Here is a 19,104-nt window from a genome sequence, read left to right on the forward strand (position 1 = left end):
GATGACCGCCCACGGGTGGACGCGGTCGGTCCGGCCGACCGATACCGTCTCGGGCGTGACAGCTCTCCTGCTGACCCGGCGGCTGCGGCCGATGGACCTCTACCTCGTGGACGCCGTGCTCGCCCTGGCGGTCGGTGGGTTCCTCTGCCCGTACGCGGCGCTGGAGTCGCCCCTGCACGGTGGCGTACGCGAGCCGCTCTGGGTGTCCGTGCTCGTCGGGATGGCCCTCGGGCTGCCGTTGGCCGTCCGGCGGCGGTGGCCGATCACCGTCGCGTTGGTGATCAGCGCCGGCACCACCGGGGCGCTGGTCACCGGGGTGGTTCCCAACTTCGCCGCCGCCGCGCCGGCGTTCGCCATCGGCCTGTCCTTCTACACGGTGGCCACGTCGACGGCCACTCGCCGGTCGGTGCTCAGCGCGGCCGGTTGTCTCGCCCTGGTCAGCGTCGGTCTGGTGCTGACCGCCGGTGACCTGTGGTCGCGTACCGGGGCGGTGGTCTACGCGACAGTCATGATCGCGCCAGCCTGGTTGATCGGCTGGCTGCTGCGGGAGCGTCGCGCCCTCGCCGCCCGGCAGAGCGATCACCTGGTCCGCCAGGCCGCCACGGAGGAACGACTGCGGGTGGCACGGGAGCTGCACGACGTGGTCGCGCACACGCTGAGCCTCATCGTGGTGAAGGCGGCCGTCGCGAACCACGTCGCCGAGGCCGATCCCCGGGAGGCGGGGGCCGCCCTGCGGGTGATCGAGGAGACCAGCCGCAACGCGCTGACCGACGTCCGCCGGGTGCTCGGCGTCCTACGTGCGGGCACCACCCCGTACGCGCCGACGCCCGGCCTGGACGAGCTGCCCGCGCTGGCCCGGCAGGCGGCGATCGGGGGCGTCGACGTTCGGCTCGACGTCCGACGGGAGGAAGCCGTCGGCGCGGTGCCCGAGTCGGTGGGCCTCGCCGTCTACCGGATCGTGCAGGAGGCGGTGACGAACGTGGTGAAGCACGCCGCGCCGGCCGCCTGCCACGCGATGGTGACTGTCACGCCCGCCGAGGTGCGGGTGGAGGTGACCGACGACGGCCGGCGGCCGGTCCTGGTCGGCGGGGAGGGTCACGGCCTGATCGGCATGCGGGAGCGGGTGGCGTTGCACGGTGGGGAGTTCTGCGCCGGGCCCCGCTCCGACGGGGGCTTCGCGGTGACGGCCAGCCTGCCCTACCGGGTGGCCGCGTGATCCGGGTGCTGATCGCCGACGACCAGGCACTGCTGCGCGGCAGCTTCCGGCTGCTGGTCGACCTCGCCGGGGACTGCACCACTGTTGGCGAGGCGGGCACCGGTGTGGAGGCCGTCGCGCTGGCCGAGGAGCACCGGCCGGACGTGGTGTTGATGGACGTACGGATGCCGGAGATGGACGGCATCGAGGCGACCCGACGGATCTGCGCCGACCCGGCGACGGCCGACACCCGGGTCATCATCCTGACCACGTTCGACCTGGACGAGTACGTCTACGGTGCGCTGCGCGCCGGAGCCAGCGGCTTCCTGTTGAAGGACACCCCACCGGCGGACCTGCTGACCGGGATCCGGGTGGTCGCCGCCGGGGAGGGGCTGCTCGCGCCGACGGTGACCCGCCGGCTGATCGACGAGTTCGCCCGGCGGGCGGAGCCGGCCCGGCCGTTGCCGCGCCAACTGGACGGGGTGACCGAGCGGGAACGGGAGGTGCTCACGCTGATCGCCCGTGGCCTGTCCAACACGGAACTGGCCGCGCACCTCAACCTCAGCCAGGCCACCGTCAAGACGCACGTCGGGCGGCTGCTGACCAAGCTGGCGGTGCGGGACCGGGCGCAACTGGTCATCGTCGCCTACGAGACGGGCCTGGTGGGGCCGAGCAGCCTACGCTGAGCCGGTCGGTCACGAACCCTGGAGGAGCCATGACCCGCTACGTCGCCCTGCTGCGCGGGGTCAACGTCGGCACCACCCGACTGGCGATGGCCGACCTGCGCCGGATCGTCACCGACCTCGGGCACGAGGACGTCAGGACGTACCTGCAGAGCGGCAACGTGGCCTTCGGCAGCACCGTGCGCGACGCGGAGAAGCTGGCCGCCGGGATCGAGCGGGCGCTCACCGACGAGCTGGCGTTGACCGTGCCGGTGCTGGTGCGCAGTGGCCGGGAGTTGGCGGCGGTGGCCGGCGGCAACCCGTACGCCGATCGGGAGGACGACCCGACCAGGTTGCTGGTGGCCTTCCTCGCCACCGAGCCGAAGAAGTCCACAGTTGACGCGCTGGCCGTGCCCGGCGGCGAGAACGTGTCGTTCACGGTGACCGGCCGGGAGGTCTTCCTGCACTTCGTCGACGGCGGTTACGGGCGGTCGAAGTTCACGAACGCGTACCTGGAGAAGAAGCTCGGCGTGGTGGCCACCACCCGCAACTGGAAGTCGGTGCGGGCCCTGGCGGAGCTGGCCCCCGCCTGACCCGGGTGGGAGTCGCGGCCCCGCGACCCCCACCGACGCCGGTCAGAAGTGGTACGCGGTCTCGTACTCGGGCACCAGCACCCGGCTGCGCGGCGAGATCCGGCGCACCGCGGCGATCATGTCGTTCAACCGGGTGCGGTCGGTCGGCGCGACGACCGGCGGGTTCCGCAACTCGGTCTCGAAGTTGTCGTAGTGCACCGGCACGATGACCTTCGGGTAGTCGAGGCCGGCCAGCAGCCGAGGCAGATAGTCGCCGGTGGTGGTGGCGCTCTGCATGGCCACCATCGCCACGTCGGGCGCCAGCCCGGTGAGGTTGCGTTCGGCGACGTCGCTGGCCCCGGTGAAGTAGACCGCCGGGCCGCCGTCGACCCGCAGCAGGTAGCCCAGCGTGTCGCCCTCCGGCAGGTCCGCGATGGTCGCCGGCTGCGGCGGCTGGGCCACCCGCACCCCGGGAAAGGCCACCGAGTACGACGGGTTGCGGCTGTGCAGGGAGCCGACCACCTCGACACTGTGGTCGCCGAAGTCCAGCACCTCCCCACCCTTGACCGCGCTGAGCTGCGTCGACGGCACCCCGTAGGCCAACCCCAGGTGGTACGCGGTGAGCGTGCCGAACACTCGCGCGCCGGTGCGCGTGGCGATGTAGGGCACGTCCATGAAGTGGTCCCAGTGCGTGTGCGTGACGAGCACCGTCGTGGCCCTGTCGACGCGCGGATCGATCACGTCGGTGCGCACGGTCAACGGGGTGGCCGTCTGGAACGCGCCGGTGAACAGCCCGGTGTCGATCCGGCTGAGGAACGGGTCGACGAGAACGGTCCGGTCGGCGATGTCGACGCGCCAGCCGGCCGTACCCCACCAGCGGAAGCTGACCGCGCCCCGGCGGCGGGCGGTCGGCGTGGGTGCGGCGGCGGGCGGCGCGGCCTGGGCCGGGGTGGCGAAGCCGGCGGCAAGGCCACCGGCGGAGACCAGTGCGGTGGTGGCGGCGGCGTCGCGCAGGAAGCGACGGCGGTCGAGACTGGGCATGCGGATTTACTCCCCGTGGTCGGGCGATCGGTCGACCCGAGCCAACCAGCGCCGCCGTGCCCCGGTCCAAGACGAAGGGCCGTCGGCTCCGATACGGCAGCGCATATCGGAGCAGCCCAGCGGCGGTGCACGGACGCGCGAGATGTCACGAAATCAGTCGCCGCGCAACGCCTCGACGGCCGTGCGGGCGGCCTCTCCCATCGCCAGGTCCACGTCGATGCGGCGCGAGGCCAACCGGTCGGCGCGGGCGAAGACGGCGATCGCGTACCGACCGCCGTCGGGGTATTCGGCGACCCCGGCCTCCAGGTGCAGGCCGGGCAGGGTGCCGGTCTTGCCGGAGACCCGGACGCCGGGCGGGAAGCCGGCGGCCAGCCGGGTCCAGAAGATCTGCCGGGCCATCCAGGTGCGGACCATCGCGCACGCCGCCGCCGGCCCGGCCTCGTCCCGCCAGATCAGCGTGAGCAGCCGGGTGATCTCCCGGGCGGTGCTGGAGGTGGTGCGCGCGGGGTCGAAGACCCGCATGGCCCGGACCCGGTCCGCCGGCAACGTGGGGAAGACCCGAGCGAATTCCGCCTCGGTACGCGCGCCCACGTCGGTGAGCATCATCTCGACCAGGTCCCGGGGGCCGCCGAGGATCCGGGTACGGGTCAGCCCCAGCTCGGCGGCGAGCATCGGCAGCAGATCCGGGCCGACCCGGCGCAGCAGCAGGTCGGCGGCCGTGTTGTCGGTGACCGACATGGCGAAGTACGCGAGGTCGCGCAGCGACACCTCGACGTCGTCGGTGCAACCGGCCAGGCCCCACCCGCCGAGCCGGTCGGCGGCGGTGACCAGGACCCGCTCGGTCGGGTCGAGTTGACCGGCCTCGACCTGCCTGGCGAACTCCAACACCAGCAGGATCTTGAAGATCGAGGCGATCACCACCTGCTCGTCGGCCCGCACCCCGACCTCCGGACCGTCGCCAACGCCAACGCCGACGCCGACGCCGACGGTCAGGTCGACGGCGTCCAGGTCGACGGCGTGCAGGCTGGCCGTCACCCCGACGGCGGTGAAGATGGCCTCGATGCGCTCGTTGACGTCCACGCCGGCACGGTATCCAGCGGCACCCGGCCGGCGCTGGCGTAGGGTCCGGCCGTGGATCTGCTCCGACACCTGCGGCACTTCGTGGTGGTCGCACACGAGTTGCACTTCGGCCGGGCCGCGGAGCTGCTCGGCATGGCCCAGCCGCCCCTGAGCCAGTCGATCCAGCGCCTGGAACGGGAGCTGACCGTCGAGTTGTTCGACAGGTCCCGCCGCCAGGTACGCCTCACCACCGCCGGCGAGCTGCTCCTCGGCGAGGCGGAGGAACTGCTCGCCGGTGCGGGCCGGCTGCGCAGCCTGATGGGGCAGATCCGGGCCGGTGAGCTGGGCGTACTCCGGGCCGGTGTGCCGCCGGAGACGCCCGCGGTGACGCTGCGCGCGCTGCTGGACGGGCTCACCACCCGGGCGGCCGGCCTGGACGTGGAACTGCACGAGCTGACCACCGCCGAGCAGACCCGGATGCTCACCGAGCGGACCCTGGACGTGGGGCTGGTGCACCACCCGGTGGCGGCGGACGGGCTGCGTTTCGGCGCACCTGTCGACGTACCCCTCGGGGTGTTGCTGCCGCGCGCCTCGCCGCTGGCCCGCGGCCGGGACGTGGCGCTGGCGTCGCTGGCCGGTCTGGATCTGGTGGCCGTGCCCCGGGCGACCGCGCCCGGGTGGCACGACCACCTGCTGACGGTGTGCCGCCAGCACGGTTGGCGGCCGGCCCGGGTGCGGCCGGCCCGCAACCCGGAGTTCCTCTTCGGGCTCGTGCTCGCCGGCGGTGCGGTGGCCGTGGAACCGGCGGCGGTGGCACGTCGCGAACCCCGGATCGCCTGGCGGCCGATCTCCGACACCTCGCTGGTCAGACGCACCTCGGCGGCCTGGCCGGACCGGTCGGCACACCCGGCGGCGTCGATGTTCGGGCAGCTCGCCGCCGAGGTGCTGGCCGATGCCGAGCCCGTCGCGCCCGTGCCGGCGTCGGTGCCGGCGGCCCGGCCCTGGCCGGTGCTCTTCGACACGACCGGGTGAAGGTCCCGGTCGTTGCGCTCGTCACCCGGGGTCGGGCGGTGAACGGCACGTCCCGGCGGGTAAGGATGGAAGATCGAACACGAAGACGCGAAGGAGCCGCAGTGCCCAACACGATTCCCGACATCAGCCTGAACGACGGCACCACCATTCCGCAGCTCGGCTTCGGGGTGTTCCAGATCGAGCCGAAGGACACCGTCGCGGCGGTGACGACGGCCCTTGAGACGGGCTATCGGCACATCGACACCGCCGAGATGTACGGCAACGAGGCCGAGGTCGGCGAGGCGGTCCGCGTGTCCGGCCTCGACCGCGGCGTGGTCTACGTGACGAGCAAGCTGAACAACGGCTTCCACCGCCCCGACGACGCCCGCCGGGCGTTCGACTCGACGCTCGCGGCGCTGAAGATGGACTACATCGACCTCTTCCTGATCCACTGGCCGCTGCCGACCCTGTACGACGGCGACTACGTCTCGACCTGGAAGGTGCTGGAGGAGTTCCAGCGCGACGGCCGCGCCCGCTCGATCGGCGTGTCGAACTTCCAGGTGACGCACCTGGAGCGGCTGGCCGACGAGGCGAGCGTCGTGCCGGCGGTCAACCAGATCGAGGCACACCCCTACTTCACCAACGACGAGGTCCGCGCCTACGGCCGCGCGCACAACATCCCCACCGAGGCGTGGTCGCCGATCGCGCAGGGCAAGGTGCTCGACGACCCGACGGTTGTCGACATCGCCGAGCAGGTCGGCCGCACCCCGGCGCAGGTGGTGCTCCGCTGGCACGTGCAGCGCGGCGACATCATCTTCCCGAAGTCGACGACCCCGAAGCGGATCGAGGAGAACACCCGGATCTTCGACTTCGAGCTGGACGACGCGGCGATGGAGCGGATCACCAGCCTGAACAAGGGCGAGGCCGGGCGGACCGGCCCGAACCCGGACACCTTCGCCTACGTACCCAAGTGACCTGAGCCGCCGGCCACGGCGGGCAGGTCCCCCGTGAGCGTGATGCCTCAGGGTCATCATGATGACTCTGAGGCATCACGCTGTTCCGGCGCTCACGACCCGACGCGCTCGGCGATCCGGCGGAACATCGCGTGGGTCGGCGATCCGGGCTCGGCAACGTAGACGATCATCCGCTGGTCGGTCTCCGGCACCAGCAGGACGCGGCACTCGAACTCCAACTGCCCCAGCTCGGGATGCGGCACCCGCTTGACCACGGGACGACGTTCCGCGACGTCGTGCTCCGCCCAGAGCTGCGCGAACCGGGGTGCGGTGCCGAGCAGCTCGGTGACCAGGTCGCGGATCGCCGGGTCGGCCGGGTAACGGCCGTAGGCGGCCCGCAGGTCCGCGACCGCGCCGCGCACGAATCGGATCACCTCGGCATCGGCCCAGTGCGCGCTGGTCGCCGGCTGCCGGAACGTCCAGCGGATCATGTTGCGGTCCGCGTCGGGCAACGCCGCGAGATCCCCCACGAAGTACGTGGCCAGGCGGTTCCAGGCCAACACGTGGTACGCGGCGTCGACGAGGTACGCCGGGGTCTCGGTCATCGCGTCGAGCAGGTGCCGCAGCCCAAAGGGCACCTCCCGGCTCGGGCCCGCGGTCGGTGGCGGATTCTCCCCGGCGATCCGGAACAGGTACTCGCGCTCGTCCCGGCTCAGCAGCAGCGCCCGAGCCATCGAGGCCAGCACCTGCCGGGACGGATGCGGCCCACGGCCCTGCTCCAGCCGGATGTAGTAGTCGATCGACATCCCGGCGAGCTGGGCGACCTCCTGCCGACGCAGCCCGGGCGTGCGCCGGCGTACCCCGTCGGGGAGACCGACCTCGGCGGGGCTCAGGCGGGCGCGGCGGGTGCGCAGGAACGCCGCCAGTTCGTCCCGCCGCAGGCCGCTGCTCGTCATTCCCCCAGCATGCCCCGGACCGGGCTCGCGAGGGTGGTACCGCCGGTCCCAGCCTCGGGCAGTCTCTCCCCCCGCGCCGCCGGCGCGGACAGGCTCGACGGCATGACGAACATGATCGCCCTGATCACCGGGGCCAACAAGGGGATCGGCTTCGCCACCGCCCGCCAGCTCGGCGTCCTCGGGATGACCGTGCTGGTCGGTGCCCGCGACGCCGAGCGCGGTCGGGCAGCGGAGCGGGAGCTGCGCGACGGCGGCGCGGACGCGCGGTTCGTGCCGCTGGACGTCACCGACGCCGAGTCGGTGGCGGCAGCCGCGAAACTGGTGGAGACGGAGTACGGCCGGCTGGACGTGCTCGTCAACAACGCCGGCATCATCCTCGTCGACGGAGAGCGGGGGCTGCCCAGCGAGACGACGGTGGCGACACTGCGCGGGGTGTACGAGACGAACGTGTTCGGGGTGGCGACAGTGACCAACGCGCTGCTGCCACTGCTGCGCCGGGCACCCGCGGCCCGGATCGTCAACGTCTCCAGCGAGGTCGGCTCGATCGCGGTGATGACCGACCCGGCGAGCGCGCTGTTCGCGTTGACCTCCGTGCCGTACCCGTCGTCGAAGGCGGCGCTGAACATGCTCACCGCCATGTACGCGAAGGAGCTGCGGGACACCCCGATCAAGGTGAACGCGGCGAACCCCGGCTACTGCGCCACCGACTTCAACAGCCACCACGGCTTCCGCACCGCCGAGCAGGGCGCCGAGGTCAGCGTGCACCTGGCGACGCTGCCCGCCGACGGGCCGAGCGGGCTGCTCTGGGGCTTCCAGATGGACGCCGGCGGCGGGTACGGGGTGCTGCCCTGGTGACTCAGCGGGTCGGCGGGGCGGTCAGGTCGAGCTGCCAGTCGTTGGCACGCATCAGCCGCCCCGGCGGGTATTCGAAATCCGTCTCGCCGAGCAGCGTGAACCCGGCCTTGCGGCAGACCGCGTTCGAGGCGGGGTTGTCCACCGAGGGGTAGGCGTGGGCGTAGCGCCGGTCCCGTCGGGTGCGGGCCACGTCGACGACCGCACGCACCGCCGCGCTCGCCAGCCCCTGCCCCCGGTACGCGGGCAGCACCGCCCAGCCCATCTCGTACACCTGCTGCTCCCGCCACTGCCGGGCCCAGTACGCGACGCTGCCCACCCGCGTCCCGTCCGGCAGGACCATGACGAACATGCAACCCTGGCCGTCGTCGGCGAAGTGCACGTAGCGCTCGTGCCGGGCGAGCACCTGCTCGTCGCTCTCCGGGCCACCCGTGTGCTTGCGCGTCTCCGGGGTGTTGAGCCGCCGCAGCAGATCGAGATCCTCCTCGCGCCACGGGTCGATACGTACCTGAACCATCCCAGTCCCCTGTTCGTCGACCACAGTCAAGCCGATCCCGACCGACATTCCACCCCGAAACGCCGCCCGCTAGATCTGATCTAGCGGGCGGCTGGCCACCGTCTCGCGCCTTGTGGGTGGAAGGGGGTGGCGATGATGACACCGTTACGGGTCGCCGTGATCATCGGCAGCACCCGGGAGGGGCGGGCCGGCGATCGGGTCGCCCGCTGGTTCGTCGACCAAGCCGTGCGGCACGACGACCTGGCGGTGACTGTCGTTGACCTGACCGAGTACGACTTTCCGGGCCGTTACCCCGCCGAGCCGACCGCGTCCATCCGGGCGTTCGTCGGCGAGGTGGGGCGGGCGGAGGCGTTCGTCGTGGTCACCCCCGAGTACAACCACAGCTTCCCGGCGCCCCTGAAGCAGGCCATCGACTACGCGTACGACGAGTGGCAGGCCAAACCGGTCGGCTTCGTGGCGTACGGCTGTCGATCCACCGGCCGGCACGCGGTCGACCAGCTACGCACGGTCTTCACCGCCCTGCACGCGATGACGGTGCGCGACGTCGTCGGCATCGACCTGCTCGCCGACGAGCCGACACCGCAGGGCACCGACCAGGTGCGCCGCGACGCCACCGTCCTGCTCGACCAGCTCCGCTGGTGGGGTCTGGCCCTGCGCGAGGGCCGAGCCGCCCGACCCTACGTCTCCTGACGACAACTGACGAAAGGCACGAATCATGAGTAGACGCACCACCGGCCTGGCCATCGAGGCCGAGGGGCTCACCCGCTCGTTCGGGGAGACCCGGGCGCTGGCCGGGATCGACCTCCAGGTGCCCGCCGGCACCGTGTACGGCCTGCTCGGCCCGAACGGGGCGGGCAAGACCACAGCGGTCCGGGTGCTCGCCACGTTGCTGCGCCCCGACGGAGGCTCGGCCCGGGTGTTCGGGCACGACGTGGTCACCGAGGCCGACAAGGTCCGTTCCCGGGTCAGCCTCACCGGCCAGTACGCCTCGGTCGACGAGGACCTGACCGGTACGGAGAACCTGGTGCTCCTCGCCCGCCTGCTCGGCCTGCGCAAGCCGGCCGCCCGGGAGCGCGCGGCGGCCCTGCTCGCCGCGTTCGGCCTGACCGAGGCGAGCGACCGCCAGGTGAAGAAGTACTCGGGTGGCATGCGGCGGCGCATCGACATCGCCGCCAGCATCCTCAACACGCCCGACCTGCTCTTCCTCGACGAGCCGACGACCGGCCTCGACCCGCGCAGCCGCAACCAGGTGTGGGAGATCATCCGCGCGGTGGTGTCGCACGGCACGACGGTGCTGCTGACCACGCAGTACCTCGACGAGGCCGACCAGCTCGCCGGGCGGATCGCGGTGGTCGACCACGGGCGGGTGATCGCCGAGGGCACCCCGGGTGAGCTGAAGTCGTCGGTCGGCTCCGGCACCGTCCACCTGCGACTGCGGGATCCCGGCCAACGGCCCCAGGCGGAGAAGCTGCTGCGGGAGGCACTCGACGTGCCGGTGCAGCTCGCCGCCGACCCGGTGGCGTTGACGGCCCGGGTCGGCGAGGCCGGCACCGACCTCGACGCCAGCGCCCAGGCCGCTCGTGCGCTCGGCGACCTGGCCCGTGCCGGCATCGTCGTCGACGACTTCTCCCTCGGTCAGCCGAGCCTGGACGAGGTCTTCCTGGCCCTGACCGACCACCCCGCCGTGCCGGCCGACGAGCGCGACGACGAACTGGAGGCAGCCCGATGAGCAACGCCACGACGAGCACCACCGAACGGGCACCGATGGTCTACGTCCCCTCCGCCGAGGCGTTGGCGACGGTGCTGGCGCCCGGTGCCCGGCCGCCCCGGCCCAGCGCCCTGGGCGCGTCGCTCACCTTCGGCTGGCGGGCCATGCTGAAGATCAAGCACGTGCCGGAGCAGCTCTTCGACGTGACCGCGTTCCCGGTCATCATGGTGCTGATGTTCACGTACCTCTTCGGTGGTGCGCTCGCCGGCAGCCCTCGTGAGTACCTCCAGTTCTTCCTTCCCGGCATCATGGTGACAAGCGTCGTGATGATCACCATGTACACGGGGGTCGGCCTCAACACCGACATCGAGAAGGGCATCTTCGACAGGTTCCGGACACTGCCCGTCTGGCGCCCGGCAGCCCTGGTCGGCATGATCTTCGGCGACGTGCTGCGCTACATCCTCGCCGCCCTGGTGATCCTGGGCCTGGGGCTGGCGCTCGGGTTCCGCCCCGCCGGCGGGGTGGTCGGGGCGACCGTCGGGATCGGGCTGCTGGTGGTCTTCTCGTTCGCGTTCTCCTGGGTGTGGACGTTCTTCGGGCTGATCCTGCGCAGCGAGAAGTCGGTGATGGGGGTCAGCATGATGGTGCTGTTCCCGTTGACGTTCCTGAGCAACGTCTTCGTCGACCCGAGCACCATGCCCGGCTGGCTTCAGGCGTTCGTGAAGGTCAACCCGGTGACGCAGTTGGTGGCCGCGATCCGCGGGGCGATGAGCGGCGAGTCGGACCCGACGGCCACGATGTGGCTGCTGGTGTGGAGCGCCGGCTTCCTCCTGGTCTTCGGCACCCTGACCATGTACCGCTACAACCGCCGCTAACCCTGACCCGCCCCGGCCCGCCGCGCGGTCTTGCACTTTCTGTCCCGACGAATGTGGTGAATCCACCCGTAACGGCGGACCGAAAGTGCAAGATCGCGGCGGGCGGGTGGGGTGGGGTGGGCAGCGCGGGGCGGGTTTAGAGCCGCCAGGGCAGCGGCTTGGGCGGCAGGTAACGGCAGGTGCTGCCAGTGGAGACGGAGTCGCGCAGGTGGCTGGCGAGGGCCGGGTGCCGACCGTCGAGTTTGCGTAGCGTGTCCCGGATCCGCGCGGTCACCGTCTTGCGGGCCCGCTCGGCCTCGTCGCCCAGGCGGCGACTCCGCCCGGCCAGCCCCGCGGCGGCACGCAGCTCGTCGAGCAACGCACCCCGTTCGGCGTCCAGCGCGGCCACCTTCCGGTCGTCGTCGCGTGCGGCGGCCCGATCGATCTCCCCGTCGAGACGTGCCAGGTGTCGCCGGTAGCGGGCCTTCGCCTCGTCGTCGAGGACCGGGTCGGCACCCATCTGCCGGGCGGCGACCAACTCCGGCCCGGCGGCCGGGTCGAGCAACTCCACGGCCGGCACGTCACTGCCCGGCCGACTCAACAGCAGGTGCAGGTCGTGCAGGCCCTTGGCGTCGGGCAGGTGCACCACGACACCGGCGTACGCGAGCTGCCAGACCGGCCCGTCGCGCCGAAACTCGTACCCCTCCAAGGCTGGCGCGACCGCCGTTGCCTGACCGGACGCGAAAGCCTGGCCTGGCCCGGCGGTGCCCGGCCCGACGCTCTGGCCCGGCCCGGCAAGCTGGCCCGGCTCGGTGGCTGCGGTCGGCACGACTGTCGCTCCTGGCGGGACGGCCTGGCGTGCGGTGGCGGTGGGCCCGGCCGCAGCGGTGGAGGTCGTGGCGAGTTGGCGGAGCACCTGCGTCATACCGAGAGCTGTTGCTTCCTGGGCGGTGGTGGCACGCAGCGCGGCCAGCGTCGCGGCGTCACCGGGGTGCCCCCGCCCGGCGAGGGCCTTCGCGAGGCCGACGCGGGCGATGAGCGACCAGGGGCGCGAGCCCAGCCGGTCGGCGGAGTCCCGGGCGGCCGTGAAGCCGGCGACGGCGTCGTCCCAGCGCTCCTGAGCGGCGTCGATCAGCGCCAGCCAGTGGTCGACGGGCCCGCTGATGTCGCAGCCGAAAAGCCCCACCGTCCACTCTCCACGGTGCGGGGCCAGCTCGGCCCGTGCGGCGTCGCAGCGCCGCGGGTCGGCGGACGCGGCGGCGACCTGCGCACGTAACCGCAGCCAGAGTGGCGACACCGGACGCGGGTACCGGATGGCGGCGGCCTCGATACCCGCGGTCAGCCGGACCGCCGTGGCGTCGTCGCCACGCTCCGCTGCGGTAATGGCCCGCAGTAACTCCCGGTACGGGTAGTCCATCGGGGCCAGGCCGTCCAGCAGGGTGTCGGCCTCGTCGTACCGGCCCTGGAGCAGCAGCCGGGACCAGCGCAGGTGATGCCCCATGAAACCGAACTCGGCATTGCTCGGGTCGGTGAGGTCGCCAAACCTCGTGTCGGCCTCGACGAAGTCACCTCGGAAGGCCGCGATGATCCCGCTGTCGACGGCTGCCGCCATCCGGTGCCGAGCGAGGTCGCCCCGCCGGTCCACGCTGACGAAGGCGGTGAACTCCTCGATGAAGCGAGGGTCGCCCAACTCCAGCAGCGCCACCCAGCGCAGCGAGGTGGCCCACAGCTCGGTCTCCCGGTCTGCCGTACGGCGGGCCACATCCCGGATCTCGGCGGTCAGCGCGGCGCGGGCCGCCGCGGTGCCCAGCCCCCAGGTGGTGTCGTGGCGGGCCCAGAGGCTGAACGTGAGCGCCTCGTCGTCCTGCCCTCGGCGGGCGATCGTCTCGGTGGCGGTGATCAGGTCGGCGATCAGGGTGCCGACCGTCGCCTCGGTGTCCGGTTCGCCGATCAGTCTCCGGTACGCGTCGCGCACCAGCTCCGCCGCGTCGAGCGAGTCGACGGTCTCCACCTGGCGGGAGCGGTTGACGATGAGGGCGACGCGGGCCAGCAGCACCGGGTTGTCGAGTGTGCGAGCCAGCACCCCGGCCTCGGTGAACAGTTGCCCGGCCTCCTCCCGGCCGGCGTGGTGATATTGCGCCTCGCCGAACTCGACCAGGATCCGCACCCGTTGCTCCCGGTCCTCGACGACCTCCAGCGCCCGACGGAAGTGCACCGCCGCCTCGTCGGTGCCGAGCCGGGCGAACGCGTCCCGCCCGGCGGCGACCAGCAGCGTGGCCCGCCGGGCCCGGTCGAGCGCGGGGCCGGCGAGGTAGGCGTGCCGGGCGAGGTCGGCAGGGATCAACAGATCGGTCAGCTCCCGCAGGTCGTCGACCGCCCGAACGACAGTGCCGTGCCGGGCCTGCCGGTCGTCGTCGGCCAGACCGTCGTAGAGCGTCTCGCGGACCAGGTCGTGGGCGAAGGCGAACCGGCCGCCACCCCTGGCGACCACCAACCGGGCGGTCACCGCACGGTCGAGCAGCCTGTCGACCTGCGCCACGGGGGCAGTGACGCAGGCCGCGAGGACCTGGCGGTGGAACTCGCGACCCAGCACGGCGGCGACGGTGAGCGCCTCGACCACGGGCGGGGGCAGTTGGGCCAGGCGACGGCGCACCGCCTCCCGTACGCCGGGCGCGATCGTGTCCGCGGCCTCGTCGGCATGCCACAGCCGGGCGGTCTGCTCGATGAAGAACGGGTTGCCGCCGGTACGCCGGTGCACCTCGTCGACGAGGTCGGCGCCGGGCTCCCGCCCGGCGGTCCGGGTCATCAGCGCGGCCACCTCGTCCCGGGCGAGGCCGGTGAGGGTGATGGTGGTGGCCTTCGCGACAAGCGGCATCAGCAGCGGGCGTAGCGGGTGCTCACCCGACTCGACCTCGGCGTCGCGGTAGGTGCCGATCAGCAGCAGGCGCTCGAACCAGGTGTGCTGGGCCGCGAAGCTCAGCAGCCGCAGGGAGGCCGGGTCGGCCCAGTGCAGGTCGTCGAGGATGACCACGACCGGTCGATGCTGGGAGACGGCGACCAGGGCGGCGGTCACCCCGTCGTACAACGCGAACGTCTCCTGGTCGGTGCTGTCCCCACTCGGCTCGACGCCGGCCCAGCCGGTGAGGCGGTCGGCCTGCTCCTTGCTGGTGTCGTTCTCGCCGAGCAGGGCCGCGAGGGCCGGTTCGGCGTCCGGTCGCGCCACCGCCCAGTCGTCGGCGGAGCGCCGCAGACCGCGCAGCACCTGCACCCACGGCCAGTAGCCGGGGGCACTGTCGGAATCCCAGCAGGCGGCACCGAGCACCAACGCGCCACGCTGCCGGGCCTCCCGCGCCGCCGACGTGACGAGGGTCGTCTTGCCGATGCCGGGCTCGCCGGTGATCAGGGCGAGGCCACCGTGGCTGGTGGCGGCCCGGTCCAGCTCGGCGCGCAGCAGAGCCGCGGGGTGATCCCGCCCGATGATGGCGTCGCCGCGCCGCGCGTCCATGGTTTCCAGACGGTACTGGAACCCTCCGACAGTGGACGTCGAGATTTGACAGAGGCATAGCTAGCGGTTATCTATTGGCGGTCTACTTGAGGGGTGTGCCGGGGTGCAGGACGTGGTGCTGGCCATGCTGGCCAAGGAGCCGGCGCACGGCTACGAGCTGCGCAGCCGGATGCGCAACGCGCTCGGCCCGCTCGGCGACGCGATGAACGCGGGTCAGATCTACGTGACGCTGGCCCGGCTGGCGAAGGCCGGGCTGGTGACGTCGGAGCGAGCCGAGGGCCTGCCGGACCGGCCCGACCGACGGGTCTACGCGTTGACCCCGGCCGGGCAGCAGCGGGTCGCCGGCTGGCTGACCGAGGTGAGCTGGCCCAAGCCGGACCTCACGGAGTTCCACCTGAAGCTGGTCGCCGCCGCGGCTGCCCGGCTGGCCGATCCGGTGGCGTTGGTGGACGCGCAGCGGCGTGAGGTGCTGCGCCGTCTGCGCGACGCGCAACGGGCGGCGTTGGAGCGGTCGGTGGATCCGGTCGCCGGGTTGCTGTTGGAGGGCGTCGTGTTGCGGCTGCGGGCCGATCTGGAGTGGCTGGAGGCGTGCGAGCGCACGTGGTCCGAGCGTGATCGAGCGGGACGGAAGGCGGGAGCATGAGCGGGTCGACGGCGGTGCGGACACGGGGGTTGTCCAAGTGGTACGGCTGGGACGACGCGCTGGTACGCGCGGTCGACGAGGTCGACCTGGAGGTGCCCGCCGGCCAGACCCTGGCCATCATGGGGCCCAGTGGCTGCGGCAAGTCCACGCTGCTGCACCTGCTCGGCGGGTTACAGCGCCCCACCGACGGTGAGGTGTGGCTGGCCGACCGCCGGATCGACACGATGAGTGAGCGGGCACTGTCGCGGCTGCGGCGCGACACCGTCGGCCTCGTCTTCCAGTCCTTCCACCTGATGGACGAACTCACCGCCGTGGAGAACGTGGAGATGGCCGCGCTGCTGGCAGGTCAGTCGCCCGGCCGTGCACGCCGCCGAGCCCTGCACCTGCTCGACCAGGTCGGGTTGGCCGACCGCGCCGCGCACCTGCCCTCGGCTCTCTCCGGCGGCCAGCGCCAGCGCGTCGCCATCGCCCGCGCGTTGAGCAACGAGCCGCAGGTGGTGTTGGCCGACGAACCGACCGGCAACCTGGACAGCGCCGCCACTCTGGAGGTGCTGCGGCTGTTCGAGGAGCTGCGCAACACCGGGCAGACCCTCGTGGTGGTCACGCACGACGCCCGCATCGCGGCGGTCGCCGACCGGGTGATCTCCATGCGGGACGGGGCCTTCGCCGACGACAGCCTGTTCGCCAGCACCGGCACCGGCACCGTCTACGGCGAGGCGCGCTGACGTGGCGGGCCGCCTGCTGCTCATGTGTCGACTGCTGACGCGGCACCTGCGTCGACACCGGGCCGAGAACGTCCTGCTGCTGGTCGCCATCACCGCCGCGACCGCGACGATGACCCTCGGCCTCACCCTCACCGAGCTCGTCACCCGCCCGTACGAGCGGACCCGGGCCGCCACCGCCGGGCCCGACCTGGTGGTGGAACCGGGCTTCCCCGGCCCGAAGGCCCTGGACGCGCTCGCCCCGCTGGCGACCCTGCCCGGCGTCACCGAGCACAGCGGGCCGTACCCACTGGTCTTCCTGGCGTTGACCGCCCGCGACACGACGGTCCGGGTCATCGTCGAGGGCCGCGACCAGGCGCCGGCCGCGGTCAACCGGCCGGCGGTGACCGACGGCACCTGGGTACGCCCCGGCGGCGTGGTCGTCGAACGCACCTTCGCCGACGCCCTCGGCATAGACCTCGGCGACACGGTCAGCGTCGATGGCCACCCGCTGCACGTGACCGGGTTCGCGGTCACCGCCGCCCGGCCGGTGTACCCGCAGGTCCACTGGCACCTGCCGGGCGGGAACCTGGTGGAGAAGGGCGGCCTGGTCTGGGTCGACCACGGCGACATCGCCACCCTCGCCGGGGACCAGCCGCTGTCGTACACCCTGAACCTCAAACTGGTCGACCGTGATGCCGGCGCCGGGGCCATCCGCCCGGCGGGCGGCGATGTCCGCTTCCGCGGCTGGAGTTTCCGGTCCGCGCGGGACATCGCCCACAGCAGCGGACGACAGAACCGGCAGGCCGAGACGGCGCTGGTGGTCGGCGCGTGGCTGCTGACCGGCCTCGCGGTGGTCGGCATCGCGGGCATCGTCGCGGGCCGGGTCATCGCCCGGCGTCGCCGGGTGGGGCTGCTCAAGGCCATCGGCGCCGGGCCTGGCATGATCGCCGCCGTCCACCTGGCCGAGTACCTCGTGATCGGGCTCGCCGCCGCCGGGGCCGGGCTGGCCATCGGCTGGTTCGCAGCGCCCGTGCTGTTCCGTTCCAGCGCCGGATTCGTCGGCTCCGTCGGCGTGAACCCGCCGCCGCACGTGGTGGTCACCGCCACCGCGCTCGCCCTCGCGCTCGCCGTCGCGGCGACCCTGGGGCCGGTGTTGCGCGCCGCCGCCACCAGCACCATCGAGGCGTTGGCGGACGTCCCCACCCCACCGCGTCGCCGGCGGTGGACGATCTGGTTGTCGCGCCGGCTGCCCACCGCGCTGCTGATCGGGGTACGCATCAACGCGCGCCGCCCGCACCGCGCCCGGCTCGTCACCGTGAACACCCTGATCACCACTGCGGCGCTGGCCGCCGTCCTCACGATCCTGGCGCAGGACGACGATCCGTTGAATCTGGGCTACTCGGAGCTGCCCGACCCCCGCAACGAACGAACCCTCCAGGCCATGCTGATCGTCGCCGGGGTGGCCTGCTTCCTCGCGCTGCTCAACACCATCGTGAGCACCTGGACCGCGGTCCTCGACACCCGACAGCCACTGGCGGTCGCCCGCGCGCTCGGCGCGACCCCCGCCCAGGCCGGCCTGGGGCTGGCCGTGGCGCAACTGCTCCCCGCCATCCCCGGCGTCGCCGTCGGGATCCCCTTCGGCATCGGGTTGTACCTCTTCTTCGACGGCGAACGATACCCGCCTGTCTCCTGGACGCTCAGCACAGCCATTGGCGTCCTGGTCGCGGTCGCCACACTCACCGCCGTCCCCGCTCTGGCCGCCGCACGTCGCCCGGTGGCGGACACCCTCCGGTCCACGGCGACCTGACCGGCAGATCGTCGCGACTGTCACACGTGCCCACGCACCGCACCTCAACGTTACCTAACCCTCCCTATTCAGCTAGCATAGGGAACGATGACGGAGGAAATGTATTCAGTTGAGCAGGTGGCCGACCGGCTCGGCCTGCACGTCCGCACGGTGCGCGGCTACATCCGCTCCGGTCGGCTGCGGGCGGTGCGGATCGGCAAGCAGTACCGGATCGCCGCCCGGGATCTCGACGCGCTCACCGGACAGGCGTCCGCGCCCGCGAGCGTCCGGGGGCAGGCCGAGGTGTCGAGCATCGTGCAGGTCGACGGCGTGGACCGGGCCGCCGCCGACCGGCTCGGCACGCTCGTGCTCACCAGCGCCAACACCGGCCACGACCAGGCCAACCCACTGCGGGTGCAGACGGTGTACGACGAGCAACGCCACCGCATGAAGATCATCATCTTGGGCGACCCGGCCGCCACCGCGGAGCTGCTGCACCTGCTCGACGCCGTCCTCAACGCCGACAACGGCCTACTCGACCGGGAGGTCCACCATGCCTGACGAGATCCAGGAGCGCGCCGGCGTGCAGGTGTTGGTCTGCGACCCGACCGGCCCGACCATCGCCACCGAGCAGGACGCCCTGGACCTGATCGGGGCGGCCTTCCTCGGCGCCCGGGTGGTCGCCGTGCCGGCCAACCGGCTCGACGAACGCTTCTTCTCGTTGGGCACCCGCTTCGCCGGCGACGTGATGCAGAAGTTCGTCAACTACCAGGTGCGGCTCGTCGTGGTCGGGGACATCTCCGCGCAGCTGGAGGGCAGCTCGGCGCTGCGCGCCCTGGTGCACGAGTCGAACCGGGGCGGGCAGATCTGGTTCGTCCCCGACCTCGACACCCTCGACTCCCGGCTGCGCGCCGCGCGGTAGCCGCCTCAACGAGCGCTGACCACCCGTTCCGGCGGCCGACACCGGCTTCGGCGGGGAGCTGGCCGGCCACGACACGGTCGAGGATCAGTGGCTGCACGCCGCCCGCCCCGCGCCGGTAGCCGACGAAGTAGAGAGCCCTCGGGCCACGCGTCTCGCGGCAGCCC

General features: G+C 72.4%; 19 protein-coding genes. 14 read left to right on the forward strand and 5 right to left on the reverse strand.

The genetic code is table 11. From position 1 onward, the window contains the following. The first annotated feature begins 55 nt into the window (after positions 1 to 55). The 3 genes from AB0B14_RS16925 to AB0B14_RS16935 are packed head-to-tail and all read left to right on the forward strand — an operon-like array spanning position 56 to position 2,450. The gene (locus tag AB0B14_RS16925) at positions 56 to 1,216 is read left to right on the forward strand and encodes a sensor histidine kinase (RefSeq protein ID WP_357522923.1); all 1,161 of its coding nucleotides are present in this window, start codon (positions 56 to 58) and stop codon (positions 1,214 to 1,216) included. After that, entirely contained in the window at positions 1,213 to 1,881 is a 669-nt protein-coding gene (locus tag AB0B14_RS16930; RefSeq protein ID WP_357522924.1) for a response regulator transcription factor, read from the forward strand. The genes AB0B14_RS16925 and AB0B14_RS16930 overlap by 4 nt, the downstream gene beginning before the upstream one ends. Positions 1,882 to 1,910: 29 nt before the next feature. Then, entirely contained in the window at positions 1,911 to 2,450 is a 540-nt protein-coding gene (locus tag AB0B14_RS16935; protein ID WP_357072049.1) for a DUF1697 domain-containing protein, read from the forward strand. Positions 2,451 to 2,492: 42 nt separating this feature from the next. Here AB0B14_RS16935 and AB0B14_RS16940 read toward each other — a convergent pair whose 3' ends face one another. Both AB0B14_RS16940 and AB0B14_RS16945 read right to left on the reverse strand, forming a co-directional pair. After that, on the reverse strand, positions 2,493 to 3,470 hold the full coding sequence (locus AB0B14_RS16940; RefSeq protein WP_357522925.1) for an MBL fold metallo-hydrolase: 978 nt from the start codon (positions 3,468 to 3,470) through the stop codon (positions 2,493 to 2,495). A 153-nt stretch (positions 3,471 to 3,623) separates the two neighbouring features. Then, positions 3,624 to 4,550, reverse strand: coding sequence for a serine hydrolase (locus AB0B14_RS16945; RefSeq protein WP_357522926.1), 927 nt, complete (start codon positions 4,548 to 4,550; stop codon positions 3,624 to 3,626). A 51-nt stretch (positions 4,551 to 4,601) separates the two neighbouring features. Here AB0B14_RS16945 and AB0B14_RS16950 point away from each other — a divergent pair, with 51 nt between their 5' ends. Next, positions 4,602 to 5,561, forward strand: coding sequence for a LysR family transcriptional regulator (locus AB0B14_RS16950; protein ID WP_357072040.1), 960 nt, complete (start codon positions 4,602 to 4,604; stop codon positions 5,559 to 5,561). Positions 5,562 to 5,662: 101 nt separating this feature from the next. Next, the gene (locus AB0B14_RS16955; RefSeq protein ID WP_357522927.1) at positions 5,663 to 6,514 is read left to right on the forward strand and encodes an aldo/keto reductase; all 852 of its coding nucleotides are present in this window, start codon (positions 5,663 to 5,665) and stop codon (positions 6,512 to 6,514) included. Positions 6,515 to 6,606: 92 nt separating this feature from the next. Here AB0B14_RS16955 and AB0B14_RS16960 read toward each other — a convergent pair whose 3' ends face one another. Then, a complete protein-coding gene (locus AB0B14_RS16960) occupies positions 6,607 to 7,449 on the reverse strand; it encodes a helix-turn-helix transcriptional regulator (protein WP_357522928.1) in 843 nt (280 codons plus the stop codon). A gap of 102 nt (positions 7,450 to 7,551) precedes the next feature. On the opposite strand from AB0B14_RS16960, the gene AB0B14_RS16965 reads away from it, so the two are divergent. Beyond that, the gene (locus AB0B14_RS16965; protein ID WP_357072032.1) at positions 7,552 to 8,304 is read left to right on the forward strand and encodes an SDR family oxidoreductase; all 753 of its coding nucleotides are present in this window, start codon (positions 7,552 to 7,554) and stop codon (positions 8,302 to 8,304) included. Position 8,305: 1 nt separating this feature from the next. Here the strand turns inward: AB0B14_RS16965 and AB0B14_RS16970 are convergent, their stop codons facing one another. Beyond that, complete coding sequence (locus tag AB0B14_RS16970; protein ID WP_357522929.1) at positions 8,306 to 8,818, reverse strand: GNAT family N-acetyltransferase; 513 nt, start codon at positions 8,816 to 8,818, stop codon at positions 8,306 to 8,308. Between the two features lie 132 nt (positions 8,819 to 8,950). Here AB0B14_RS16970 and AB0B14_RS16975 point away from each other — a divergent pair, with 132 nt between their 5' ends. The 3 genes from AB0B14_RS16975 to AB0B14_RS16985 are packed head-to-tail and all read left to right on the forward strand — an operon-like array spanning position 8,951 to position 11,401. Next, entirely contained in the window at positions 8,951 to 9,508 is a 558-nt protein-coding gene (locus AB0B14_RS16975) for an NAD(P)H-dependent oxidoreductase (RefSeq protein ID WP_357522930.1), read from the forward strand. A gap of 25 nt (positions 9,509 to 9,533) precedes the next feature. Next, on the forward strand, positions 9,534 to 10,547 hold the full coding sequence (locus AB0B14_RS16980) for an ATP-binding cassette domain-containing protein (protein ID WP_357522931.1): 1,014 nt from the start codon (positions 9,534 to 9,536) through the stop codon (positions 10,545 to 10,547). Continuing rightward, positions 10,544 to 11,401 (forward strand): ABC transporter permease, encoded by an 858-nt coding sequence (locus AB0B14_RS16985; protein WP_357522932.1) that lies wholly within the window; start codon positions 10,544 to 10,546, stop codon positions 11,399 to 11,401. The genes AB0B14_RS16980 and AB0B14_RS16985 overlap by 4 nt, the downstream gene beginning before the upstream one ends. A gap of 136 nt (positions 11,402 to 11,537) precedes the next feature. Here the strand turns inward: AB0B14_RS16985 and AB0B14_RS16990 are convergent, their stop codons facing one another. After that, positions 11,538 to 14,885, reverse strand: coding sequence for an AAA family ATPase (locus tag AB0B14_RS16990; RefSeq protein WP_357522933.1), 3,348 nt, complete (start codon positions 14,883 to 14,885; stop codon positions 11,538 to 11,540). A 103-nt stretch (positions 14,886 to 14,988) separates the two neighbouring features. Between AB0B14_RS16990 and AB0B14_RS16995 the strand changes: the two genes are divergently transcribed. From AB0B14_RS16995 to AB0B14_RS17015, 5 genes are all read left to right on the forward strand, one after another. Next, positions 14,989 to 15,528: a PadR family transcriptional regulator gene (locus AB0B14_RS16995; protein WP_357522934.1), complete on the forward strand. Its 540-nt coding sequence runs from the start codon at positions 14,989 to 14,991 to the stop codon at positions 15,526 to 15,528. Then, positions 15,525 to 16,253: an ABC transporter ATP-binding protein gene (locus AB0B14_RS17000; protein WP_357522935.1), complete on the forward strand. Its 729-nt coding sequence runs from the start codon at positions 15,525 to 15,527 to the stop codon at positions 16,251 to 16,253. The genes AB0B14_RS16995 and AB0B14_RS17000 overlap by 4 nt, the downstream gene beginning before the upstream one ends. A 1-nt stretch (position 16,254) precedes the next feature. Further along, positions 16,255 to 18,039, forward strand: coding sequence for an ABC transporter permease (locus tag AB0B14_RS17005; RefSeq protein ID WP_357522936.1), 1,785 nt, complete (start codon positions 16,255 to 16,257; stop codon positions 18,037 to 18,039). 87 nt (positions 18,040 to 18,126) lie between these two features. Next, a complete protein-coding gene (locus AB0B14_RS17010) occupies positions 18,127 to 18,579 on the forward strand; it encodes a helix-turn-helix domain-containing protein (RefSeq protein WP_357072005.1) in 453 nt (150 codons plus the stop codon). Further along, entirely contained in the window at positions 18,572 to 18,940 is a 369-nt protein-coding gene (locus AB0B14_RS17015) for a DUF4180 domain-containing protein (protein ID WP_357072002.1), read from the forward strand. Before AB0B14_RS17010 ends, AB0B14_RS17015 begins: the two co-directional genes overlap by 8 nt. Positions 18,941 to 19,104: the final 164 nt, after the last annotated feature.

It is taken from the genome of Micromonospora sp. NPDC049171 (genome assembly GCF_040648275.1).
GTDB lineage: Bacteria > Actinomycetota > Actinomycetes > Mycobacteriales > Micromonosporaceae > Micromonospora.

What these genes read in the sequence shown, in the direction of transcription:
- AB0B14_RS16935 (WP_357072049.1), top strand. Translation starts at nt 1,911, where the DNA reads ATGACCCGCTACGTCGCCCTGCTGCGCGGGGTCAACGTCGGCACCACC.
- AB0B14_RS16940 (WP_357522925.1), bottom strand. Translation starts at nt 3,470, where the DNA reads ATGCCCAGTCTCGACCGCCGTCGCTTCCTGCGCGACGCCGCCGCCACC.
- AB0B14_RS16960 (WP_357522928.1), bottom strand. Translation starts at nt 7,449, where the DNA reads ATGACGAGCAGCGGCCTGCGGCGGGACGAACTGGCGGCGTTCCTGCGC.
- AB0B14_RS16965 (WP_357072032.1), top strand. Translation starts at nt 7,552, where the DNA reads ATGACGAACATGATCGCCCTGATCACCGGGGCCAACAAGGGGATCGGC.
- AB0B14_RS16970 (WP_357522929.1), bottom strand. Translation starts at nt 8,818, where the DNA reads ATGGTTCAGGTACGTATCGACCCGTGGCGCGAGGAGGATCTCGATCTG.
- AB0B14_RS16975 (WP_357522930.1), top strand. Translation starts at nt 8,951, where the DNA reads ATGATGACACCGTTACGGGTCGCCGTGATCATCGGCAGCACCCGGGAG.
- AB0B14_RS16980 (WP_357522931.1), top strand. Translation starts at nt 9,534, where the DNA reads ATGAGTAGACGCACCACCGGCCTGGCCATCGAGGCCGAGGGGCTCACC.
- AB0B14_RS16985 (WP_357522932.1), top strand. Translation starts at nt 10,544, where the DNA reads ATGAGCAACGCCACGACGAGCACCACCGAACGGGCACCGATGGTCTAC.
- AB0B14_RS16990 (WP_357522933.1), bottom strand. Translation starts at nt 14,885, where the DNA reads ATGGACGCGCGGCGCGGCGACGCCATCATCGGGCGGGATCACCCCGCG.
- AB0B14_RS17000 (WP_357522935.1), top strand. Translation starts at nt 15,525, where the DNA reads ATGAGCGGGTCGACGGCGGTGCGGACACGGGGGTTGTCCAAGTGGTAC.
- AB0B14_RS17010 (WP_357072005.1), top strand. Translation starts at nt 18,127, where the DNA reads ATGACGGAGGAAATGTATTCAGTTGAGCAGGTGGCCGACCGGCTCGGC.
- AB0B14_RS17015 (WP_357072002.1), top strand. Translation starts at nt 18,572, where the DNA reads ATGCCTGACGAGATCCAGGAGCGCGCCGGCGTGCAGGTGTTGGTCTGC.